Genomic DNA, 21,850 nt, shown 5'->3' on the forward strand with positions numbered 1-21,850 from the left:
CTAGTGTCTCGTTGCACTGGGCTCCGAAACGCTCGAACAGACTGGGGTCATCATGCGCTGGGGATGGACTGCTGCCGCGATCGGCTCGCTTGTCGGCGGGTTCACTGCTTTCACCCGACTCTCGGCTTACACATGCCTCGCAAGAACAACGCCGAGCGGCGAGCCCCCGCATTGTGGCCTAGCGCTTGTCGACATTGTGGGCATGGCGTTCGTGGTGGGGGCAACTCTCGCGCTGTGCGGCTACTCCGTCTATCGCGCAGTACGCAAGACGCCGTAGCTCGTTGGCGCACCCGGGGCATGCAAACACCCGCAGTCCTACTGCTCCGCGCGCAGGGGATGTATTCGCGAGTGGCTCCCTTGGCGGACCGACTTGAACCGGTAGAAGCGCTCAGGCCTCGCCGTCGCCTCGGACGTAGAGCGCGTGGAAGTCCAGCAGCTGGTCGATCGTCTCGGTGCGCCGGGTCTCCATCGCGATCTCGCGAGTCCCCAGACGCACGCCGCCCTCCACGAAGTTGTGCGACCCGGTGATCGCGGTACGCGCGCCATCCTCGCCGAAGAACACGATCGCCTTCGCATGCAGGTAGTGCCTGCTCGTGTACATCGAGCGATGCCCGGTCCACAGCATCGACGAGGTGATGAGCACACGATTCACAGGGCTGGCGTTGCGCGGCGGGTTGAACCACAGCTCGTTCTCACGCTCGCTGATGACCTTGCCGAGCTCCCCAGTGGGGCAGTACTGCGAGACGAGGAGCACGCGCTCCGCCTGCCGCGCCAGCTCGAGCGCCCGACGGTAGATGATCGAGTCGCCGGGGATACCGCCGTCCACCAGCACCCGGTCGGTGCCGTATGGCAGCTCGAGCGACTCGTGCCCGCGCTCGTGCAGGTTCATGTGCTGGATCTGGTGGTAGACCATCTCCAGGTCGTCGGCGAGGCGCACGTCGGCGATGCGGAGCATGAAGTCGGTGTTCTCGATGCCCTTGCGGTCCAGGTTCACCCCGCCGAACGCGTATGCGACGTCGTCCACCACGCAGAACTTCGTGTGCGTCCGGCCCCGCCACGGCAGCCCCTTCTCCCTTCCGAGCCAGGTGAAGCGCACGCCTGCGTGGATGAGCTTCGAGGCAAGCGTGTCGGAACGGCGCCACAGCTTGGTGCGATAGCCGGTCGGGAGGAACGTGCCGGCGGCATCCGCGTAGGTGAAGACATCCGCCGCGACAGAGACCTCGACCCCTCGCCTCGCGGCCCACACGAGCGCATCGATGAGGTCGTCCGTGCGGTGGTCGTGCGCGATGGTCAACGTCGTCAGCAGCACGCGTCGCTTAGCGTCGTGGATGCGCCGGGTCGCGTCGGCAACATACTCCTCGGCCGGGAGCAGCTGGGGCGACGCAAGGCTCGCGCGGCGGTCTTGAGAGTGCTCGCCGTGTGCGGGTGCCGGTGCACTGGACAACAGATCCACGCTTTCCTACTGTCCCTTCAGTCTACGGAGGCACGGTGCACGGCGGCTACGCGGACGCGCCCCATGAGAGCCGATTCGCAGGAACCGGCGGAGCGCGGTTGCGTCGATGCATCGCCCTGCGCCCGACCACGCCCGGGCATAGCCTGAAAGGGCAACGACGACGCAAGGAGAGACCCGTTCGCCCGTGGACCCGGACACCTCCGGATGGGCAGGGAACGGAGGTGCGTCATGTTCGCGCGCAAGACTCTGGCATGCGCCGTGGCGGGCGCGGCAGGGCTCGCGGTGATGACGGGATGCAGCGGCGGCGACGATGAGCTCGAGCAGCAGGTCGCCGCGGTCACCCAGGAGCGCGACGCGCTCCAGGCACAGGCCGATGCGACGGCCGAGCGATACGACACCGTGGTCGCCAACCAGCAGGCATTCGAGGCGATCCTCGCCGACGAGGCCTCCTACGACGACCCCGATGCCATGGTCGAGGCCATCGCTGCCCTCGCCACCGACACCGCGATACTCGACGACATCTACATCGGCCCGCAGCACCTGGCCGAGGGCCTCAAGTACGACCTGTTCACGGGCACCGTCTCGCAGATCACGCCGATGCAGAGCTGGGTCGATCCCGATGGCTCGACCAGCGGTGCCCTCTGGGTCTGGCACGGCGAGAACATGTTCGGGGATCCGTTCGCGATCGTCACCGTCGCCGTCACGACGTACGACGACGAGGGCCTCATCACGGAGATCTACCGGACCTACCCGTACGACCAGCCGTACTTCCACGAAGCGCTGCGGGGCACGGGCACGCCGACGGACGTCACCGGTCAGCCCTGGGAGTGATCGGCGCACGCCGTGCGCGAGGCGCCCCGGCGGGGTGAGCCGTGCCCACGCATCGTCCCAGCGCACGCGCTGCCAGCGATCCCTCACCCGGGGTTCACGTCGATGAAACACGCCTCCCGTACGGTCGAATCTCCGCTTCGACCCCAGGAGGAGAGATGCTCGAGGACTGGTTCGGATTCGGGATCGCGATCGCGATCGGCGTGGGAGGAGCGCTGCTCTTCGCGCTCGCCGTCGAGGTGATCATGCGGCTCGTGGCCCGCCGCTACCCGTGGGCGCGCGACCTCCAGACCAAGGCGCGCAACCCGTTCTGGGCGCTCGTGATCGTGCTCGGCCTGTGGGTCGGCGTGCATGCGGCGCTGCGCGGCACGGATTGGCTGCCGCTCGTCGGGCGCGTCTTCACGGTCACCTCGATCGCGATGCTCGCGTGGCTGCTCATCGCGCTGGTGAGGTTCGTCGCCGACCTCGCGCTCGCGTACAACAACATCGACATGCCCGACAACCGGCTCGCACGCCGCCTGCGGACGCAGACGCTCATCGTCAAGCGGTTGGCCATCGCGCTCATCGTCGTGATCGCAGTGGGCGCGGAGCTGTTCAGCTTCGACTCGGTGCGCGCGGTCGGAGCGTCGGTGCTGGCCTCGGCGGGCATCGCGTCGATCGTCGCGGGCCTCGCGGCACAGTCGGTGCTCGGCAACATGTTCGCCGGCATCCAGCTGGTCTTCAGCGACGCGCTGCGCGTCGACGACGTCATCGTCGCCCAGGGCGAGTGGGGTCGCGTCGGCGAGATCACGCTCAGCTACGTGGTGCTCGACCTGTGGGACGACCGCCGCCTCGTCCTGCCCTGCACCTACTTCACCACCACGCCGTACGAGAACTGGACGCGGCAGGGCTCCGAGCTGCTCGGCTCGGTCGAGTTCGACCTCGACTGGCGGGTCTCCCCGCAGCGGATGCGCGAACACCTCGAGCAGGTGCTCACCGAGACGCCGCTGTACGACGGCCGCGCCAACGTCCTCCAGGTCACCGAGGCGACCGCCGGCTACGTGCGCGTGCGCATCCTCGTCACCGCGAAGGACGCGCCCACGTTGTACGACCTGCGGTGCTTCGTGCGCGAGGCCATGGTGCTGTGGATCCAGTCCGTGATGCCCGACGCGGCGCCCGCCCAGCGCGTGCTCATCTCCGAGCAGGCGGCGCCCGCGCCGCGCAAGCGTGGCGGCGTGACCACGCGCGCCGAGCAGGCAGGCGACTCTGGCTTCTTCACCGGCTCCGCCGAGGCCGAGGAGCGCGCCAGCCACTTCACGCACGCCATCCCGCGGGTCTCCGGGGAGGCGCAGGGGGACGATGCGGCGGTCGAGGAGCCGGAGGACGCGCCCGTGCGGTCGTGACGCGGCGGTGATGCGGCTGCACCGTCGAGCTATCGCCGCACCGCGCCGATCCAGGTCCGTACCTGTGCACGCGCGGCGTCCACCTCTGCCCGTCGCGCGCGCAGCGCGTCGGCACTCGTATCCGCCTGCGTCGACGCCTCTGCGTCGACCGCGACCACGAGGCCGGTGTCGAGCGTCATGGACTCGCCGGGCTGGAGCTCGGCGGCGAGGATCGCCCCCTAGGGGGAGAGCAGCAGGTCGCCCGCGCCGGAGCGCGGCAGCAGGATGAGCCCCTCGCCGCTGAAAAAACACTTGCCGCCGCCTCACTTCGAGTCGATGTCGATGGTCGGGTCCGATGCGCTCCACGACCCGGACTGCACCATGAGCCCGGCGCTGCCGTCGAGCTTCACCGTCGCCATGTCGCCCGCGAGGGTAGACGCGACGCCCACCTGGCCGCCAATGCCGGAGTGGACGTCGTGGACGAAGAAGGTCTGGCCGCCGGGCGAGCGCTTGAGACCCTTCATGAACCCTCCGCGGGTGGAGGTCTCGATCTGGATGTCGCCGCGCGTCATCGCCATCACGCCGACCTCGACCCGCACGGAGCCGCCAGGAGGCATCGTCACCGCGCCCATCCCGAACGCGGGTCCCGCGAAGATGGTGACGTCCATTCCGTGCTCCTTGCCTCGTCGGTTACAGCCCGCAGTACGGGCGCGGTGCGACCGTAGCGAGGGACGATGCGCGTGTCGCCTGGTCCGGCCGGGTGCGGCGAGTGTCGGCGGGCGTTGGTAGGGTCGGTGCTGGATCACGAAGCCTGGCCACAAGCCCTCCAGCCGGCCAGCTGGCAACCGCGTCCCGACACGGTGCCCCTGGAGGAAGATCCGCCGCACGCCGCCCGGCGTGCGGAAGAACGGATTCTCTGAAGGAGAGAGCCATGGCTGATGCCACGCGTCCGCGCTGCCTGTACTCGGCGAGCGGACACCTCGTCCACCTCATCCAGATCAAGCGCGCGTTGCGAGACGGACCGGCGCGCGACATGCGGATCGTCGGCGCCCACGAACGCGGCATCTACGCGGCGCCGCTGGACACCCCCGACCAGGTCGAGACCTGGTGCATGCACGACGAGTGGCGCGAGATCGCACACCAGGCCATCGCGCGGCACCGCACGCACATCCGTGCCTACTCGCATGGGCTCGCGGAGATCCTGGACCGGAAGGTTTCGTACGTCTCGCCGGAACGCTGGCGCGAGTGCCCCGGGATCGCGGACCTGCGGGTCTGGGAGAGGCCGTGGGTCACGCGCGCGGAGTTCGAGGGCGAGGTGGCCGCCGGCCGATGGCCTGGCGCGGAGCCTCGGCCTGCATGGGTGTCGGCGCGCAGTTCCGGGTCGCGGCTCGCGGCTCGGAGCCGCCTTCCGGGCGCTCAGTCCTCGTCGACGCCGCGGACGTTTCGTGCGTGAAAGCCCAGGATCTGGTCGATCGTCCCCGTGCGGTGGGTCTCCAACGCGATCTCGCGCGTGCCGAGGCGCACGCCACCCTCCGCGAATATGTGCGACCCCGTGATCGTCGCACGCGCGCCATCCCGGCGGAAGAAGACCATCGCCTTGGCATGGAGATAGCGATCCCTCGTGAACATCGAGCGATGGCCGGTCCACTTCATCGAGGAGGCGATGAGCACGCGATTGGCGGGGCTGGCGTTACGTGGCGGGTTGAACCACAGCGCGTTGTCTCGTTCGCTGATCACCTTGACGAGCTCCCCCGTGGGGCGGTACTGAGACACGAGAAGCACCTGTCCGCCTGCCGTGCCCGCAAGAGTGCGTGGCGGTAGATGATCGAGTCGCCGCGGATGCCCCCGTCTACCAGCACCCGGTCGCTGCCGTCGCGGTCCTCGAGCGATTCGTGGCCGCGCTCGTGCGCGTTCATGTGCTGAATCTGGTGATACACCGTCTCAAGGTCGTCGGCGAGCCGCGCGTCGGCGATGCAAAGCACGAAGTCCGCATTCTCGACGCCCTTGCGGTCGAGGTTGACGCCGCCGAACGCATAGGCGGCGTCATCCACCACGCAGAACTACGTGTGCGTCCGGCGCCGCCACGGCAGTCCCTTCTCACGCCACAGCCACGTGAAGCGGACGCCTTCTCGGATGAGCTTCGAGGCAAGAGTGTCCGACTTGCGCCACGCCTTGGTGCGATAGCCCGTGGGGACGAATGTGCCGGCGGCATCGGCGTAGGTGAAGACGTCCGCAGCGACCGATACCTCGACCCCGCGCCTGGCGGCCCACACGAGCGCCTCGCTGCGGTCGTCCGTGCGATGGTCGTGAGCGATGGTGAGCGTCGTCAGCAGCACTCGCCGCTTGGCGTCACGGATACGGCGGGTCGCGTCGGAGACGTAGTCCTCGCCCACGAGCAGCTGGGCCGGCGCGAGGCTTCCGCGGCGCTTCTGGGAGTGCTCGCCGTGTGGAGGTGCTGGTGCGCTGGTCACAAATCCACGCTTCCTGACCGTCCTTTCAGTCTATGGAGGCGCGGGGCGCGGTCGGGACGCGAGCGCGTCAAAGGGGTTGGGCGCGACTTGCTACTGGACCTCGTCCAGGGTCGGCGTGCAAGGTCGCCCTAGAGCTTTCGCCAACGCGGCACCGCGCCGGGCCCGCGCACCCCGAGATCGACCCTCACCTGCAAGACCACCGCCGAGCTATCGCATGTGCGGCACCGAGCCCGTTCATGGCGGTCAGCGCGCACTTCACGCGAACCAGTTGACCGGCAACCCCGTTTGGCTTGGGCTCAGGCTCTCATGTCGTGTGACCAGCATGTGCCTGCCCTGTGACCAGCCCGTGCCGACGAGGTCTCGTAGCTAACTAGCCAATCCTCGTCGTGATTGTCGTGCTGCGGGCGGCGCCATCCCGAGGCGGTTCGCCCGCAGTTACCTCCACGGTCCCGGTAGCACCGAGGAACTCAACGCGGGTTTCCGTGCCGTCAGCTTGCGAGTGAGTCACATACACCCTTGGCAACTCGGGGGTCGCGCCCATCGCATCGATCTTTTCACCCGCGAGCACACTGGCAACATTGCGCGCCAATGCCTTGAGTAGGTCGTACGTGAAGTTGCCTACGAGAGCGGGGGCGAGAATGTTGAGTACGCCGGACACGTCGAAGACAATGTGCAGGGGACTCCCGTACCCGATGCTCTTCACGGGGATACCACCATCCGGCAACCGCGCCAAGAAGGTAAGGACGGGACCCTCTACTTGGAGGTCGCCGCCACCTGCATCAACCATTGATTGCGCCACAATGCGATGCAGACTGGCCAGGCTTGCGAGCGACGCTTCGACAGGCGCACCACTCCCTGCGTCAATCGAAACCATCACTGCCAGGTCGGTTACTTCGCGTTCGCGATTGTCGTTTGTCACACGGAGACAATAGCGCCTGGGCCCACCAATTCAGGACCAACCTTGTGACCCAGCATCTCGACGACGGAAATGACATCGCTATTGCCGCGGGCGAGCTGCCCGTGGCCAACTGAAATTGGCGCGTGACATTGAGGCGGAACAAGATCAGCGCGAATGCTCCAAAGCCGTTAACGCCCGTCGTTCAAGCGGTCACGGTCGTCGAACGTCGTGGTGAGCTCACATCAGCCCCGCTGGGACTGGCCGAAGACTCCTTGAGCCACGGCGCGAGTCATGACTCGCTCGCCCCGCGCTGCCGTGAACAACACACTGCACAGGTGTGCCGCCACGGCGGCGACCTCGAAGTACCGACTATCTGCGTGAAACGAAGCCCGAGACGGACGAGCAGAACGATTGAAACCACAGATGACGCGACCATCGCGGACGGAACCCGCCACCGAAACGGGCCTCAACTTGCAGCGAGCGGGCTACAGCTACGCCGTCGAACGCGCGAGGACGAGGTCCGGCCCCGTGGCGTCGATGACCGGCCCGCGCCGCAATCGATCGCGAAACTTCGTGCCCGTCAAAGGCTCGACGCGCCCCTTTTCACCTGTCAGACGCCACGTCCAAAGTCCATCGTGCAGATCAAGGACGTTGAGACCCCGCTTGAGTCGAATATCAGCGAACTCACTCAGATCGAGCATGTATGCCTCATAGCGGACGCCCGGCCGGTGCTGGTCCGACAATGACGTCGACACAAGATGACAGAAGCGCAAATCTACGAGCCGCTCTAGGTGTTCATATGCGCCGCCCGATGCGACATCGACACGCACCCGGAAGTATGTGAAGCCCTCACCCTGAACGATGGTTGAAAGACCGTCCAGGTTCGCAAGCAGTTTCTGCGCGCTATCGTCACCGACGTCTTGCTCAAGATCATTGCGCTTTGTCCGAGCGGCCTGCCCAGCAGCCTGCGCGACATCCTCTCTACCCACCTCGCGTGCAAGCGCACGCGCCTTGCGCGCAACAACGATCGACGATGCGAGCAAGTTGAGATAGTCGCGCGGCACACCCCCCGACGCGAGTACTAGGCGCGCCAACGCCTCAGGCTTCGCAATTCGGCGGGGCGACGCGATCCCCGCCGCGAGCGTGTAGTCCGACAGCACTCGTTCGAGGAAGCGCTGTGCAGCCTGCGGGTCTTCGAGAGTTACATCAAGATTGATCGTCGTCGCGTCGTGAGGGGCTTCCAAACCGACTCGTGTACCCGAATCGAATGCACGTGTGAGCCGCTCGATACTCGCGACCTTGATCCAACCATCACAGTCCCTAAGCGCCGAGTGCAGATAGTCGAGCACGGCTGGCTGAGTAGACATGTCCAGGAGGTAGAAATCGTCAATATATACGTATAGACGCAACAGATCGGCCTTCAGTACATCACGCAGCGCTGCGTTAATATCTGGCACGACGGCCCCTACCGTATTCGAGTCGGCCTGCCCATCTGCTCGCATTCTTGAGACACGGTCTCGCAATGCTCGCAATGCGCTCGAGACATCACTTGTCGAATTCCCGAGCGATCGCCCAATATCGCCGCAAATCTGCTCCGCTATCGATAGGAATGCCATTTCGGGAGTAGTGCGTCGAAAGACCTGAGCGTTGAACCAGACAGCCACGTAGCCAGCCTGCTCGGCGATTCGTTTCGCTTCAAGCAACAACGCAGTCTTGCCGACACCCCGTCGCCCAAAGACGAACTGGTGCCGAGATGCAGCGACCGTACTCAAGCTCGCACGCGGGTCCTCCACATACCGAAGGCTCGGCAAGGCATCTGACGTCCTGGAACGCGCTTCCAGTAGCTGGATCAATTGGTCAATCTCGGAGCGATAGAGGCGCCCCTGTGAGACTGCGCTTGCGGGTGGCTGCTCGACTGTGCGCGCCGGCCGCACAACGACGACCAGGTCGGCCGCATTCACACCGGCTTCGCGCACCGCAACCTCAATGAGGCCCACTGACGACTGTCCCACGGCCACCTGCGATGGCGCGACGTGGACCAGCACCCAATATTCATCGGGAAACTCTCGATCGGAAATCTCAACCGGCACGATCTCAACGCGAGATAGCACCTCTGTGACCGCCTCCCGGACGCCGTCACGCATTATTCACCATTCACAATCTGTCCGAGGACAAAGTCTTCGACTGCGGCACAGAATCTCGACGCGCTGGCCGCCACTGCTCGCGCATCCTGCTCCCAAACCAGGTCGCTTGTTGGGTAAGGGTCATAGTCTGCGTCGTTTCTCAACAGGCGCGCATATTGCAAATCCTGCACGAGCGCTTCGCGATCCGGTAATTCACCAGGAAGTTTTTGGGGTAGTACGGAGTGCTTCTCGTGGTCATCGCCGCGATAGAATGCAAATGCGGCCGACCTCGCTGTGTGATACATAGCGTAGTAGTAGCGGCCGATAGCCACTCTGTAGCGTTGGTCGCGCAATAGTTGATCAGCCACGACTAGGTGCGCGGCCGACAACTCAAGGCGATCTAGACACACCCTGCTGGTCATTTGCGCAATCGGCATGGTCGGCGCGTGATGAGGCGTCCCCTTAGGGCGCAGCCTGAGCTGCTCCACGCGATCTGCACTATAGGTCGCAAACGATCGCAGCACTTGCTCTTCAAGACCAATGACCGGCAACGCTTCCCCCTGCCCCGGACAGACGACGTCCCGGCGTGCGATGTGAAACTGACCTTGGCCATTTAACCAGGTGACCCGCCGCACCCTCGGTATTTGGCTCAACGCGCCATAAACTTCGTTTGCCACAAGGGTCCAGGTGTAGTCCCCGCCACAAACGCGAGCGGCGGCCGACGGGGAAGCCCCCTCCGGCCGCCGCATCGTGCAATCGTGCGGACCTACCGCAGCACAGCGCCGAACTTCTCCCCCGCCGCCGCGATGATCGCGTTGCGGACCTCGAGCACCTCGTCAGCAGAGAGCGTGTGGTCCGCGTCGCGCATGCGCACGTTGATGGCGAGCGACTTCTTGCCCTCGCCGATCTGCTCGCCCGTGTAGACGTCGAACACGCGCGCGTCCTCGACCAGCCCATCCCCAGCGGAGATCACCGCGTCGACCAGCGAGCCCGCAGCCACATCCGAGGAGACCACGAACGCGAAGTCCTCCTTCGCCAGCACCTGGCCGGACACGGGCGACGCCGTCACCAGCACGCCCTCGGACTCATCGATCAGCGGGTCGAGCAGCAGCTCGAACGCCACGGTCCGCGCCGGCAGGCCGAGGTTCTCGCAGACCTTCGGGTGCACCTCGCCGGCGACGCCGACGATCTGACCCTCGAGCCGGTAGATCGCCACGCGGCCCGGGTGGAACGGCGCCGTCGACTGCCGCTCCCCCACCTCGTTCGAGATCTCGAGCACCACGCCGCACGCGCGCTCGACCTTCTCGACCATCGCGAGCGCGTCGGTCCACTTCCACGGCGTGGCGTGTCCGTCCCAGCCGGCGGCGATCTTGTTGCCTGACATGACGCCCGCGACGCGGCGCACCTGGCCGGGGATGGCCTCGTTGAGCGCCTCGACGTCGTCCGGGGTGATGGACGTGCCCGAGTAGGTCGCCGGGATGGCACCCACCAGGCGGCCCAGGTAGGCGCGGCCGGTCTCGTAGAGAGCCACGTCCTGCGCGCCACGGCCCAGGTTCACCTTGACCGCGTCCACGAGCGTCTCGAGGATCGCGGTGCGCAGCAGCGGCTGCTCGGCGCTGATCGGGTTCGCCAGGCGGATGACGTCGCGGCGGACGTCGTCCTCGGGCAGCATCACCTCGTCGAGGCGCGCCTCCGAGATGAACGGGTAGGTCAGCACCTGGGTGAGGCCGGCCTCGGCGAGCGAGCGAGCGACCGACTTCCGGACCAGCTGCGAGTGGGTGTAGCCGCGACCGGGAGGCGCGACAGGCAGCACCGAGGGCAGGCCCTCGTAGCCCTGCAGCCGCGCGACCTCCTCGACCAGGTTGATCGGCCCCTCGAGGTCCGCACGCCACGTCGGGCGCGTGATGATCAGCACCTCGCCGTCGCGCTCGACCTCGCAGCCCACCTGCTCGAGCGAGTCCATGACCTGCTCCGCGATGTAGGCCACGCCGACGATGCGCGACGGGTAGTCGGTGTCCATCTCGATGGGCTCCACGGCCGGGACGTTGTCGACGTCCGTGTAGACCTCCTCGATGACGCCCCCGCCGAACTCGACCAGCAGGTTCGCGGCACGCTGCACCGCGACCGGCGGCAGCGCGGTGTCGACGGCGCGCTCGAAGCGGCGCGACGCCTCCGAGCCGAGCTTGTGACGACGCGCGGTACGCGCGACGGTGATCGGGTCGAAGTGCGCGCCCTCGAGCAGCACGTCGGTGGTCGACGACGACACCTCGGTCAGCGCGCCGCCCATGACGCCGGCGATGCCGATCGCGCGCTCCGCGTGACCGCCCTCCGAGTCCGTGATGAGCAGGTCCTCGCCGTGGAGGACCCGGGTCGCGTCGTCCAGCGTGACGATGCTCTCCGCGGGCCGCGCACGACGCACGACGATGGGCGCGGTGAGCGTGCCGAGGTCGTACGCGTGCAGCGGCTGGCCGAGCTCGAGCATGACGTAGTTGGTGACGTCCACCGCGAGCGAGATCGACCGCATGCCGGCCGCCTCGAGGCGCGTCTTCATCCACGTCGGCGACGAGGCCGAGGGGTCGAAGCCGCGCACGACGCGCGCGACGAACCGGTCGCAGCCGACGTTGCCCCGCACGGGCGCCTCGTCCTCGATGAGGATCGGGAAGCCCTCGCCCGCCGCACCCGTGACCGGCAGGCCGGCCGGGTCGGTGAACGATGCGCCGGTGGCGTGGGCGTACTCGCGCGCCACGCCGCGGATCGAGAACGAGTAGCCGCGGTCGGGCGTCACGTTGATCTCGATGGTCTTCTCGTCGAGGCCGAGCAGCGCGATCGCGTCCTGGCCGGGCGTCAGATCAGAAGCGGAGAAGCCCATCTCGGTCAGCACGATGATGCCGGTGTGGTCGTCGCCGAGGCCCAGCTCGCGCGACGAGCAGATCATGCCGTCCGACCAGTGGCCGTACGTCTTGCGCCCCGAGATCGGGAACGGGCCGGGCAGGGTCGCGCCGGGCAGCACGACGACCACCCAGTCGCCCTCGACGAAGTTGTGCGCACCGCAGACGATGCCCTTCGACGACGGGTACTCGACCTTGTTGTCAGGCTTGTGGCCCGGGCCCTCGGGGTCGTTGAACTCCCCCACGTCCACGCGGCAGTAGTTGATGGTCTTGCCGTTGGACTGCTCCTCCTTGACCAGCGACATCACGCGGCCCACGACGAGCGGGCCCTCGACACCCGAACCGTGGATGCCCTCCTCTTCCAGTCCGACGCGAGCGAGCGACGTGGCGATGTCCACGGGCGTCGCATCGGGCACCAGAGCAACCGACTCCGCGAGCCAGCTGAGCGGAATCTTCGGCATCAGATCTCCATCCCGAACTGCTGAGAGAAGCGCACATCGCCCTCGACCATGTCGCGCATGTCGGTGACGTTGTGGCGGAACATCAGGGTGCGCTCGATCCCCATGCCGAACGCGAAGGCCGTGTACTTCTCCGGGTCGATCCCGGCGGCGCGGAGCACGTTGGGGTGCGTCATGCCGCAGCCGCCCCACTCGATCCAGCCGGTGCCGCGGCACGTGCGGCACGCCGCATCGTCCCCGCCGCACACGAAGCAGCGCAGGTCCATCTCGGCGCTGGGCTCGGTGAAGGGGAAGAAGGCCGGGCGCAGGCGCGTGATCGCGTCGGGGCCGAAGAGCGCACGCGCGAAGTGGTCGAGCGTGCCCTTGAGGTGGGCCATCGTGAGGCCCTTGTCGATCGCGAGACCCTCGATCTGGTGGAACACCGGGGTGTGGGTCGCGTCGAGCTCGTCCGTGCGGAACGTCTTGCCCGGGCACACGACGTAGATGCCGCGGCCCCCCTCGAGCGAGTCACGACGCTCGAGCGCGGCGCGCACCTGCACCGGCGAGGTGTGGGTGCGCAGCAACAAGCCGGACGACGGCGGGTCGATGAAGAACGTGTCCTGCATCTCGCGCGCCGGGTGGTCCGGGTCGAAGTTGAGGGCGTCGAAGTTGAACCACTCCGCCTCCATCTCGGGACCCTCGGCGACCTCCCAGCCCATCGACACGAACAGGTCGCACATGCGCTCCTGCATCGTCTCGATGGGGTGGCGCGCGCCGGGCTGCTGGCGCGAGGTCGGCAGCGTGACGTCCACGGCCTCCTCGACCAGCACGCGGGCGTCGCGCTCGGCCTCGAGCTCGGCGGTCCGCGCGGCGAGCGCGCGGCCCATGGCGGCGCGGGCGGCGCCCATGGCCTTGCCGGCCTGCGCCTTCTCCTCCGGGGACAGCCCGCCGATCTGGCGGTTGGCGAGCGTCAGCGGCGCCTTGTCGCCGGTGTGGGCGAGCCGCGCCTCCTTGAGCTCGTCCAGGGTGGACGCCGCGGCGAACGCGGCGAGCGCGGCCTCGACCGCGGCGTCGACGCCGGCGGCGTCGAGCGGGGAAAGATCAGTCATGGATGGGCCCTTCACAGCCTCGAAAACAACCGGGGGAAGTCTAGCGGGAGCGCGGGCAGGTCCGGCGGCGGGGCGCGGGACGATGCGGGCGCGGGGCATGCCGTCAGGCCCGGGGGATCTCCCCGGGCCTAGAGAAAGAAGCGCACGGCGGCGCGACGCGTGATGCGGGCCAGGCTCGTGCTCATGCGGCCACGGTAGCAGGACGATGCGCGGGCCCGGTAGGACGGGGAGGTCCCGTCAGGCGTGCGAGCCCTCGTAGGCGACGCCCTTGCTGGTGCGCTTGCCCGAGACCATGGCGGCGTCCGCGGCGCGCACGAGGTTGGGAAGCCGGTACTCGCCCGCGGCGGTGTCCACCCAGCCGGCGCTCACGCCCACGTCGAAGCGGTCCCCCACGGCGCGCTCGAGGGTCATGTGCGCGCTCGTGCGGAGCCGTTCGACGGCGGTCGGGGCGTCCTCGTCGACGCCGAGCCACAGCACCGCGGCGAACTCGTCGCCGCCGAGGCGGCCGACCACGTCCCGCGGGCCCGACGCCCGGGCGAGGCCATCGGCGACGGCGCGCAGCGCATCGTCCCCGAACTCGTGCCCGGCGCCGTCGTTGACAGCCTTGAAGTTGTCGAGGTCGAAGACCGCGACCGCCACCGTCGCGCCGCGCCGGCTGGCGGCCTGCAGGACGTCGTTGCCGCGCACCTCGAAGTGGTGACGGTTGCTCAGCCCGGTGAGCGCGTCGGTGCGGGCGCGCACGGAGACCTCGCCGGCGGGGCGGCGGAGGGCCCACAGCACCAGGACCATGATGAGCGTGACGACGACGATGACGACCGTGTAGAGCAGCATCGTGCGGTCGAGCGAGGCGACGGCCGGGAGGACCTCGTCCCCGTCGACCACCACGGTGAGCGTCCACGGCAGGGTGTCGCTCACGGGGCGCGCGTAGGTCACCACGTCGCCCACGGCGACGGTGCCCGCGGAGGCCGGCTCGGTCGCCGCATCGTCCCCCATCGCGACCTCCCCGGCGCCGGCGAGGACCACGCCGTTCTCGCCCACCACGGACGCCTCGCCGTAGCTGGTCGCGGGAGACGCCTGCAGCAGCCGCGAGAAGACCTCGGCGTCGAGGCGCACCGCGACGACCGCGACGAGGTCGCCGCGCGGGCTGCGCGCGGCCATGGCGGCGTGGACGACGGTGCGGCCGACCTCGGGCACGGTGGCCGGGTCGCTCCACACCACCGACGTGGACCACTGCGCGTCCTCGAGCCAGGCGCGCTCAGGGCGGGCGCGGGCGGGGGCGTCGTCACGGGTCTCGACGGGCTCGAGCGACTCGTCGAGCACGGTGACGTCGACGGTGCCGTCGGCGGCGATGGTGCGGAAGACGAAGCCGGGCTCGCGGCGGTCGATCTCCGCCTCGGTGCCGTCGGCGGCGACCACGGTGATCGCGGCGAGGGTGGACTGGCCGTCCATGAGCGGGCCGAGCTCGTCGAGCATGCGCGCCGGATCCGTGAGGAGCGTGCGGTCGACGCCGATGGCGCCCGCGACCGTGCGGACGGTGGCCTCGGCGGGGCGCGTCGCGCCCTCGAGCTGGACCGCGGTCGCGTCGCCGACGAGGGTGGTGCCCTCGATCGCGGCGTGCGCGGAGTCGGCGGTGACGCTCGCGCGCACGCCCACCGTCGTGAGCCCGATGACGACGAGCGCGACGATCACCGACGCGAAGGCCCACGGCAACGGGTCCGACGGGCTGCGGACGGCGAGGCGGCGGGACATGGCCGGGGCTGGCGGCTGGCGGCGGCTAGAAGAAGAGGCTCGGGACGCCGATGAGGGTCAGCGCCATCGCCATCACCACGGTGTTGACCACCGGCAGGCCCAGACGCAGCCCCATGGGCATCTGCGGGTTCTTCACCAGCATGATGTTGGTGAGGAGCATCAGCACCGTGAGGATCGCGCCGATGAAGCCCCACAGGATGAGGATCACGGGGGCGAACATCGCGACCTTGACCGCGGGCTCGACGTGGGCGCCCATCTTGAGGATCGGCTGGCCGTCGAAGTAGAGGGTCTGGAAGCCCGGGATGACGCCATTGGAGGTCAGCGCGGCGGTCTTGCCGTTGCGCATCGGGACGTCCCAGCGACCCTTGCGGCGCTTGACGACCTGGCCGTCGATCCGGACCTTGTAGAGGAGTCCCAGGACACCGTCGACCTCGACCTTGCCGCGCGCTCCGGGGATCTCGAGCCGGCGCGTGTTCTCCATGGGGCCTCCCTCAGTTCCCGGGGAGACTATCAGCCTGCCGTGCGGGGTCCTCGGACCCGGCCGTCGCATCGTCTCCCACGGCGTCGCCCGCGGACTCGCTGCCCGCCGCGTGGCCGTACGCGTACGTGCGGCCCTTGCGGACACGCTTGCCGGCGACCAGCGCATCGTCCGCCGCGGTCTGGAGGTGCCGCGGGTCGTAGCCGACGTCGGCGGTGGTGGCGAAGCCGGCGGTCGCGCCGACGCCGGCGGCGCCCGCGAAGGACTCGTGGATCGCGGTGGCGACGTCGTCGCGGAGGCGGCGCGTGAGCTCGACGGGCGAGCCGCGCTCGCCCAGGCGCATCACGACGACGAACTCGTCGCCGCCGACGCGCGCCGCGACGTCGCGCACGCGGACGGACTCCAGCAGCGTGTCGCCGACGGCCGCGAGGACCACGTCGCCCGCATCGTGGCCGTGCTCGTCGTTGACCTGCTTGAAGTTGTCGAGGTCGAGCGCGATGAGCAGGACGGTGTCCTCGGTGTGCTCGGCGGAGCGCAGGATCGCGCGGAGGCGGCGCGTGTACTCGTAACGGTTGGCGAGGCCGGTGAGGGCGTCGGTCGCCGCGCGGACGCGCATCGTGCGGATGGGGCGCCACAGGCGCAGGGCGACCACGGCCGCGACGAGCACCATGAGGATCGAGATGATCGTGACCCAGGACGAGGCGCGCTTGAAGTCGTCGACCGCCGGGGTGAGGTCCGCGGTGCTGGCGTCGAGGTGGAGCACCCAGTCGAGGCCCGTGTCGGGGTCCATGGTGCGCTCGAGGCTGACGGTGTCGTCGCGGGTGCGGATGGCGTCGCCCTCGTCGTCGAGCGCGCTGGGCGCGACCGTGGGGAGGCCAAGGTCCTCCGCATTCGGGAGGCCGGCCTGCTCGTCGAGGAGGCGCTGCAGCTCGTCGCGGCGGGCGGTAGGCGCGGCGACCACCTGGCCGTCGCCGGTGAGGATGAAGGCGCGGGCGTCGGCGCCGATGGGGATGTCCTCGAGGAGCTCGCCGAGGAGGTCGAGGTCGAGGTCCGCGCCGACGATCGCCCTGACCTCGCCGTCGACCGTCACGGCGGTGACCGGGGAGACGACGATCTCGCCGGTGCGGACGGAGACGTACGGGTCCGTCCAGACGATGCCGTCCGCAGCGAGGGCGTCGCGGTACCAGGGGCGCGAGGCCGCGGTGTAGGCGACGGTCGTGGTCTCGGTGGCGGTCTCGACGAGGTCGTCGTCGTAGTCGGTGCGCAGGACGGTGGAGCCGCTCGTGGTCGTGGGCGCGACGTCCAGGCGGGTGTAGCCGGTGTCGGTGCCCGCGAGCGCGAGGAGGTGGCCGTCGGTGTCGGCGACGAAGACGGTGCCGACGGAGGGCTCGCGCGACAGGCGGTCCGCGAGGGCGCGCACGAGGATGTCCTCGTCCATCGAGCCGCCGTGGCGGACGAGCTCCGACGCGGTGCCCGCGACCACGTCCTGGGCGGCGCCGGCGAAGTCGCCGACCCGCTCCGACATGAGGTCGCCGACGTACGTGTAGGTGTCCTCCGCCGCGGCCTGGAGGGCGCGGTCCGCGAGGACGGCGTTGAGGATCGAGGTGGCCATCTGGCCGATCAGGACGGTGGCGACGATGACGACCGCGACGATGACGCCGCGCGAGCGCGCCATCCGCCATCTCAAGGTCCCGAACCACATGTCTCTATTGTCCGTTCTTCCCGGTGAGTTCTGGGCCGGACCAGGGGTGGTCTTCGTCACAGGGTGTCTGTTCTGCCGCTTCGGGGGTCCGCTGCCGATCCCCCGAATCCGACCTGTGGAGAACGTCCGAATTGTCTGACCCTGATGGTGGACTTGTCACATGGCGATCTCCACGGCCCGGCTCGAGACCTCGGTCGCCGGCGCGCGCGGGCTGGACGGGGCTGACCCGGGAGCGCTGAGCCGGGCGGAGCTGCTTGACGGCGAGGCAGTCGCGGCGGCGGTGATGGCGGCGTCGAAGGTGGTCTACGCGGCGTTCGCCGCCGAGATCTCGAAGAGGTCGATGGGCGGGGCGATCGGGCTCGCGCGGCAGGAGGGCTTCGCGTCGGCCGAGCGGATGATCGGCAGCCGCGCGGGGGTGTCGCCTGCCGAGGCGCGGCGGCTCATCGAGGCCGGGCTCGCGATGCTCCCGCCGGAGCCGGTGCCCGACCCGGGTCCGAAGCCTGGACCAGATCCGCAGCCTGAGAAGACGCCCGATCCGTCGCCCGAGGACCCGGACGATGGCTCGGGCGACGACGAGGACCAGGACGACGAGCCGCTCTCCCCCGTCGGCGAGGCGCTCCGCGCCGGGCTCATCGGCGCCGAGGCGGCATCCCTCATCGTCAAGGCGCTCGAGGGGATGGACGACGAGACGGCCATGGACGTCGAGGAGCGCCTCGTGAAGAAGGCCTTCCGGCTGGACATCCCGGACCTGCGACGCGCGTGCCAGCGGGAGCGCGAGGCGTACGACCACCGGCGCTTCCTCGAGGACGAGCGGCGGCGGCGCGACGCACGCCACCTGCTGGTGCGACAGGACGCGGACGGCATGGTGACGCTGACGGGCCGCTTGGACGCCGCGACCGCGCTTCCGATCGTCGCGTTGCTCGACGCGCACGTGAAGGACGCCTTCCAGCGACGCCGCGACCGCGAGCTCGACGACCATCGCACCGCCGGGCAGATCCGCGCCGACGTGCTCGCCGACCTCGCCCAGCACGGTCTCGACTGCTCGACCATGACCAATGGCGTGAAGACGACCATGGTGGTGCACGTCGATCTCGAGGACCTGCGGCGCGGATCCGGGCTCGTCGATACGGAGCACCTGTCGACGCGTCTCAGCATCGAGTCGCTCCGGGGCCTTCTCGCGGACGCAGGTGTCATCCCTGCGGTGATGGGCGGGCAGTCCGTGCCGCTCGATCTGGGACGCCGGGAGCGGCTCTTCACGCGGTATCAGAAGATCGCGCTGGCGCGCCGTGATGGCGGCTGCGCCTGGTGCGGACGCCCGCCGGCCTGGTGCGACGCCCACCACATCCTCGAGTGGAGCAAGGGCGGCCGCACGGACCTGAGCAACGGGGTCCTCCTCTGCCGCTCGTGCCATGTGCAGCTCCACGCGACCGGATGGGAGATCGAGGTGCGGGACGGCCAGGTGTGGTTCATCCCCCCGCCCGAGGTGGACCCGTCGAGGGAGCCGAGGCTCGGCGGCAGCGCGCGAGTGGCCTCGAGCGGACCTGACGCAGGGGGTGGAGCGCGCGCGGGAGGCTCGCCGCCAGTGTCGCCCACCGCGACGCATGGGGTGAGGGCGTCGGCACCTACGCGGGGTGCGCCCACAGGGTTGTTCTAACAACCGGCGCCGTGGAGGGCTCCGCGGGGGCTAGACAGCGAAGGCGCGTCCCGCCAGGGTCGCGACCGCGCCCCACGCGGTGAGCGCGAGGAGCACCGCCAGCACGATGACGTGGCCGCGAGCCACGACGGGTTCCACCGCCGATCGCGTCCTGCCCGCCCGCACGAGCGCCGTCACGGCCAGCACCGCCGTCGAGGCGTAGAGGACGGGAAGTGCGTAGGCGTACGCGTGGGAGTTCGAACCGAGGTTCCAGTAGACGGTGCTCCACTGCGTCGCAAGGAGGTACGCGCCCCATGCCGCCGCGCCGAGGCAGATCGCGGCAAGCACGACCACGGCGGTCGATCGCCGCTTCATCCCTGGTAGAGCCCTCGCCGACGCGTCCACCTGACAAGCATGGATGCGCGGCCGTGACGCGTCAAGCGCCCCCTGGCCCTAGGCCCGCTGCGCGGTCGCCGAGGCGTAGAGGCACACGGCGGCGGCGGTGCCGAGGTTGAGGCTCTCGGCGTGGCCGTGGATGGGGATCCGCACCACGGCGTCGACGAGCGAGAGCTCCTCGGGGCGCAGGCCCCACGCCTCGTTGCCGAACACCCACGCGGTGGGAGCGGCGAGCGACTCCGAGCCGCCCGCTCCGGCGCCGGCGGACGGGTCGCCCAGCAGGTCCTCGCCCGAGCCGTCGGCGGCCAGGACGGTGAGGCCGGCCCCGCGCAGCGCGGCGACGGCCTCGGCGAGCGGGGCGCGCGCGACCGGGAGGTGGAAGAGGCTGCCCGCGGTCGAGCGGATCACCTTGGGGTTGCCGGGGTCGACGGACTCGCCGGCGAGGACGACGGCGTCGGCGCCCGCCGCATCGGCGCACCGGATCACGGTGCCGGCGTTGCCGGGGTCGCGGACGTTGGAGAGCACCGCGACGAGCGTGGGCGCGGCCGCGATGACGTCGTCGAGCGAGGTACCCGTCGAGTCGATCACGGCGACGACACCCTGGGCGTCGGCGCTCATCGCCTCGAGGACCGCGTCGGTGCCGAGGTGGACGTACAGCCCGGCGGCGAGCGCCTCGGTGGCGATCTCGGGGTAACGCAGCGACGCGTCAGGCGACAGGTAGACGTCGCGAACCCGCTCGGCGGCGAAGCGCACGGCCTCGCGCACGCCCTGCGGGCCCTCGACCAGGAGGGCACCCGCCCGCGAACGCGCAGAACGCCCCGCCAGGGCCGCGACTCTCTTGACCCGTTCCGCCTTCGGATTCGAAAGCGTGACGGTGAGGTCTGCTGGCCCAGCGGGGCGTTCTGTCATGCGGCGGGTGCCTTCCGTGGAGGCGTCTTACGCGGCGGGCGCGTTGACGTCGGCCGGGAGGGCCTTCTTCGCCGTGTCGACGAGGGTCGCGAAGGCGGCCTCGTCGTTCACCGCGAGCTCGGCGAGCATGCGGCGGTCCACCTCGATGCCAGCGGCCTTGAGGCCCTGGATGAAGCGGTTGTAGGTCATGCCGTTCGCACGGGCCGCAGCGTTGATGCGCTGGATCCACAGCTTGCGGAAGTCGCCCTTGCGCTTGCGGCGGTCGTTGTACGAGTAGACGAGGGAGTGGGTGACCTGCTCCTTCGCCTTGCGGTAGAGGCGCGAGCGCTGGCCGCGGTAGCCCGCAGCGCGCTCGAGGGTCGTCCGGCGCTTCTTCTGGGCGTTGACCGCCCGCTTGACGCGTGCCATTTCAGTTCTCCTAAAGGTACGTGTAGGGGGCGGGGCTTACTTGCCCAGCAGCTTCTTGATCTTCTTCGAGTCGGCGTCCGACAGGATCTGGTCCTGGGCCACGCGGCGCTTGCGCGAGGAGTGCTTCTCCTCGAACTTGTGGACGTTCATCGCCGAGGCGTGCTTCACCTTGCCGGTGCCGGTGAGCTTGAAGCGCTTCTTGGCACCCGAGTGGGTCTTGTTCTTGGGCATTGCTGCCTCTCCTTCTAGGTCTGGCTGGGCCCGGTGGAACCCAGCACGTTTCACGGGCGGCTGGCGCCCGAAGCCTGTGTGCGTCTCGCGACGACTACTCGGCGGCCGACTCCTCGACCACCTCGGCGGCCGACTCCTCGGCTGCCTCATCGACACCCTTGTGGGGGCCCTTGCGCTCCTCGCGCGCCGCCGCCTCCGCGGCCTTGCGCTCCTCGCGCACCTTGCGCTGCTCCTCCTTGGCCTCCGCCTTCTTCTTCAGCGGACCCAGGACCAGCGACATGTTGCGGCCCTCCTGGTTCGGCGCGTTCTCCACGACGCCGAACTCCTGGACCTCCTCCGCGAGCTTCATCAGCAGGCGGCGGCCCATCTCAGGACGGGACTGCTCGCGACCACGGAACATGATCGTGATCTTGACCTTGTCGCCACCCTTGAGGAACCGGACGACGTGACCCTTCTTGGTCTCGTAGTCGTGCTCGTCGATCTTCAGGCGGAACCGCATCTCCTTGATCTCGGTGTTCGCCTGGTTGCGACGTGCCTCGCGTGCCTTGACCGCAGCCTCGTACTTGAACTTTCCGTAGTCCATGAGCTTGACGACGGGAGGACGCGAGTTGGGCGCCACCTCGACCAGGTCGAGCTCGGCGTCCTGCGCCAGACGGAGGGCATCCTCGATGCGGACGATGCCGACCTGCTCGCCCTTCGGACCGACCAGGCGGACCTCGGGGACACGGATGCGCTCGTTGATGCGCGGCTCGTTGATAGCGGCTCCTTACCGTTGC

General features: G+C 69.0%; 23 protein-coding genes and 1 riboswitch. Of the genes, 4 read left to right on the forward strand and 19 right to left on the reverse strand.

The features are described from left to right. Window positions 1-388: 388 nt before the first annotated feature. Window positions 389-1,453, reverse strand: coding sequence for a phospholipase D-like domain-containing protein (locus AOM02_RS04255; RefSeq protein WP_082104870.1), 1,065 nt, complete (start codon window positions 1,451-1,453; stop codon window positions 389-391). Between the two features lie 228 nt (window positions 1,454-1,681). Between AOM02_RS04255 and AOM02_RS04260 the strand changes: the two genes are divergently transcribed. Together AOM02_RS04260 and AOM02_RS04265 are read left to right on the forward strand one after the other, a co-directional pair. Continuing rightward, complete coding sequence (locus AOM02_RS04260; protein WP_062297025.1) at window positions 1,682-2,284, forward strand: hypothetical protein; 603 nt, start codon at window positions 1,682-1,684, stop codon at window positions 2,282-2,284. 155 nt (window positions 2,285-2,439) lie between these two features. Continuing rightward, window positions 2,440-3,663: a mechanosensitive ion channel family protein gene (locus AOM02_RS04265; protein WP_062297027.1), complete on the forward strand. Its 1,224-nt coding sequence runs from the start codon at window positions 2,440-2,442 to the stop codon at window positions 3,661-3,663. A 29-nt stretch (window positions 3,664-3,692) separates the two neighbouring features. On the opposite strand, the gene AOM02_RS14235 is transcribed toward AOM02_RS04265, so the two are convergent. Both AOM02_RS14235 and AOM02_RS04270 read right to left on the reverse strand, forming a co-directional pair. Beyond that, on the reverse strand, window positions 3,693-3,842 hold the full coding sequence (locus tag AOM02_RS14235; RefSeq protein ID WP_156156077.1) for a hypothetical protein: 150 nt from the start codon (window positions 3,840-3,842) through the stop codon (window positions 3,693-3,695). 123 nt (window positions 3,843-3,965) lie between these two features. After that, a complete protein-coding gene (locus AOM02_RS04270; RefSeq protein WP_062297029.1) occupies window positions 3,966-4,310 on the reverse strand; it encodes an AIM24 family protein in 345 nt (114 codons plus the stop codon). A gap of 132 nt (window positions 4,311-4,442) precedes the next feature. Beyond that, window positions 4,443-4,556: riboswitch (SAM riboswitch) on the forward strand. Between the two features lie 17 nt (window positions 4,557-4,573). Between AOM02_RS04270 and AOM02_RS04275 the strand changes: the two genes are divergently transcribed. Next, window positions 4,574-5,095, forward strand: coding sequence for a hypothetical protein (locus tag AOM02_RS04275; RefSeq protein ID WP_062297031.1), 522 nt, complete (start codon window positions 4,574-4,576; stop codon window positions 5,093-5,095). Here the strand turns inward: AOM02_RS04275 and AOM02_RS04280 are convergent. The 11 genes from AOM02_RS04280 to AOM02_RS04325 all read right to left on the reverse strand — a co-directional run bounded on the left by AOM02_RS04280 (window position 5,059) and on the right by AOM02_RS04325 (window position 17,497). Then, window positions 5,059-5,415: a hypothetical protein gene (locus AOM02_RS04280; protein ID WP_169746594.1), complete on the reverse strand. Its 357-nt coding sequence runs from the start codon at window positions 5,413-5,415 to the stop codon at window positions 5,059-5,061. The genes AOM02_RS04275 and AOM02_RS04280 overlap by 37 nt on opposite strands. Next, window positions 5,376-5,693 (reverse strand): hypothetical protein, encoded by a 318-nt coding sequence (locus AOM02_RS04285; protein WP_169746595.1) that lies wholly within the window; start codon window positions 5,691-5,693, stop codon window positions 5,376-5,378. Before AOM02_RS04285 ends, AOM02_RS04280 begins: the two co-directional genes overlap by 40 nt. A 9-nt stretch (window positions 5,694-5,702) precedes the next feature. Continuing rightward, the gene (locus AOM02_RS04290) at window positions 5,703-6,113 is read right to left on the reverse strand and encodes a hypothetical protein (protein ID WP_156156079.1); all 411 of its coding nucleotides are present in this window, start codon (window positions 6,111-6,113) and stop codon (window positions 5,703-5,705) included. A 370-nt stretch (window positions 6,114-6,483) separates the two neighbouring features. Beyond that, window positions 6,484-7,032: a hypothetical protein gene (locus AOM02_RS04295; RefSeq protein ID WP_156156080.1), complete on the reverse strand. Its 549-nt coding sequence runs from the start codon at window positions 7,030-7,032 to the stop codon at window positions 6,484-6,486. 470 nt (window positions 7,033-7,502) lie between these two features. After that, entirely contained in the window at window positions 7,503-9,155 is a 1,653-nt protein-coding gene (locus tag AOM02_RS14055) for an AAA family ATPase (RefSeq protein ID WP_082104871.1), read from the reverse strand. Beyond that, window positions 9,155-9,811 (reverse strand): HEPN domain-containing protein, encoded by a 657-nt coding sequence (locus tag AOM02_RS14060; RefSeq protein ID WP_169746596.1) that lies wholly within the window; start codon window positions 9,809-9,811, stop codon window positions 9,155-9,157. Before AOM02_RS14060 ends, AOM02_RS14055 begins: the two co-directional genes overlap by 1 nt. An 89-nt stretch (window positions 9,812-9,900) precedes the next feature. After that, window positions 9,901-12,483, reverse strand: a complete 2,583-nt coding sequence (gene pheT / locus AOM02_RS04305) for a phenylalanine--tRNA ligase subunit beta (RefSeq protein ID WP_062297044.1) — start codon at window positions 12,481-12,483, stop codon at window positions 9,901-9,903. Beyond that, window positions 12,483-13,568, reverse strand: coding sequence for a phenylalanine--tRNA ligase subunit alpha (pheS, locus tag AOM02_RS04310; protein WP_062297046.1), 1,086 nt, complete (start codon window positions 13,566-13,568; stop codon window positions 12,483-12,485). The genes pheT and pheS overlap by 1 nt, the downstream gene beginning before the upstream one ends. 237 nt (window positions 13,569-13,805) lie before the next feature. Then, on the reverse strand, window positions 13,806-15,317 hold the full coding sequence (locus AOM02_RS14715; protein ID WP_082104873.1) for a GGDEF domain-containing protein: 1,512 nt from the start codon (window positions 15,315-15,317) through the stop codon (window positions 13,806-13,808). 25 nt (window positions 15,318-15,342) lie between these two features. Further along, window positions 15,343-15,798, reverse strand: a complete 456-nt coding sequence (locus AOM02_RS04320; protein WP_062297053.1) for a hypothetical protein — start codon at window positions 15,796-15,798, stop codon at window positions 15,343-15,345. 10 nt (window positions 15,799-15,808) lie between these two features. Continuing rightward, window positions 15,809-17,497 carry a GGDEF domain-containing protein gene (locus AOM02_RS04325; protein WP_082104874.1) on the reverse strand — a complete coding sequence of 563 codons (1,689 nt, stop codon included), beginning with the start codon at window positions 17,495-17,497 and terminating at the stop codon, window positions 15,809-15,811. A 160-nt stretch (window positions 17,498-17,657) separates the two neighbouring features. Between AOM02_RS04325 and AOM02_RS04330 the strand changes: the two genes are divergently transcribed. Then, a complete protein-coding gene (locus AOM02_RS04330) occupies window positions 17,658-19,151 on the forward strand; it encodes an HNH endonuclease (RefSeq protein ID WP_062297055.1) in 1,494 nt (497 codons plus the stop codon). Window positions 19,152-19,181: 30 nt separating this feature from the next. Here AOM02_RS04330 and AOM02_RS04335 read toward each other — a convergent pair whose 3' ends face one another. The 5 genes from AOM02_RS04335 to infC all read right to left on the reverse strand — a co-directional run bounded on the left by AOM02_RS04335 (window position 19,182) and on the right by infC (window position 21,831). Continuing rightward, entirely contained in the window at window positions 19,182-19,505 is a 324-nt protein-coding gene (locus tag AOM02_RS04335) for a hypothetical protein (protein ID WP_062297057.1), read from the reverse strand. Window positions 19,506-19,583: 78 nt separating this feature from the next. Further along, entirely contained in the window at window positions 19,584-20,435 is an 852-nt protein-coding gene (locus tag AOM02_RS04340) for a TrmH family RNA methyltransferase (RefSeq protein WP_062297059.1), read from the reverse strand. Between the two features lie 27 nt (window positions 20,436-20,462). Then, window positions 20,463-20,843, reverse strand: coding sequence for a 50S ribosomal protein L20 (rplT, locus tag AOM02_RS04345; protein WP_062297061.1), 381 nt, complete (start codon window positions 20,841-20,843; stop codon window positions 20,463-20,465). 36 nt (window positions 20,844-20,879) lie between these two features. Beyond that, window positions 20,880-21,074: a 50S ribosomal protein L35 gene (rpmI, locus tag AOM02_RS04350; protein WP_062294442.1), complete on the reverse strand. Its 195-nt coding sequence runs from the start codon at window positions 21,072-21,074 to the stop codon at window positions 20,880-20,882. Window positions 21,075-21,168: 94 nt separating this feature from the next. Further along, complete coding sequence (infC, locus tag AOM02_RS04355) at window positions 21,169-21,831, reverse strand: translation initiation factor IF-3 (RefSeq protein WP_082099687.1); 663 nt, start codon at window positions 21,829-21,831, stop codon at window positions 21,169-21,171. Between the last annotated feature and the right edge of the window lie 19 nt (window positions 21,832-21,850).

Source organism: Demequina maris, from assembly GCF_000971155.1.
Lineage (GTDB): Bacteria > Actinomycetota > Actinomycetes > Actinomycetales > Demequinaceae > Demequina > Demequina maris.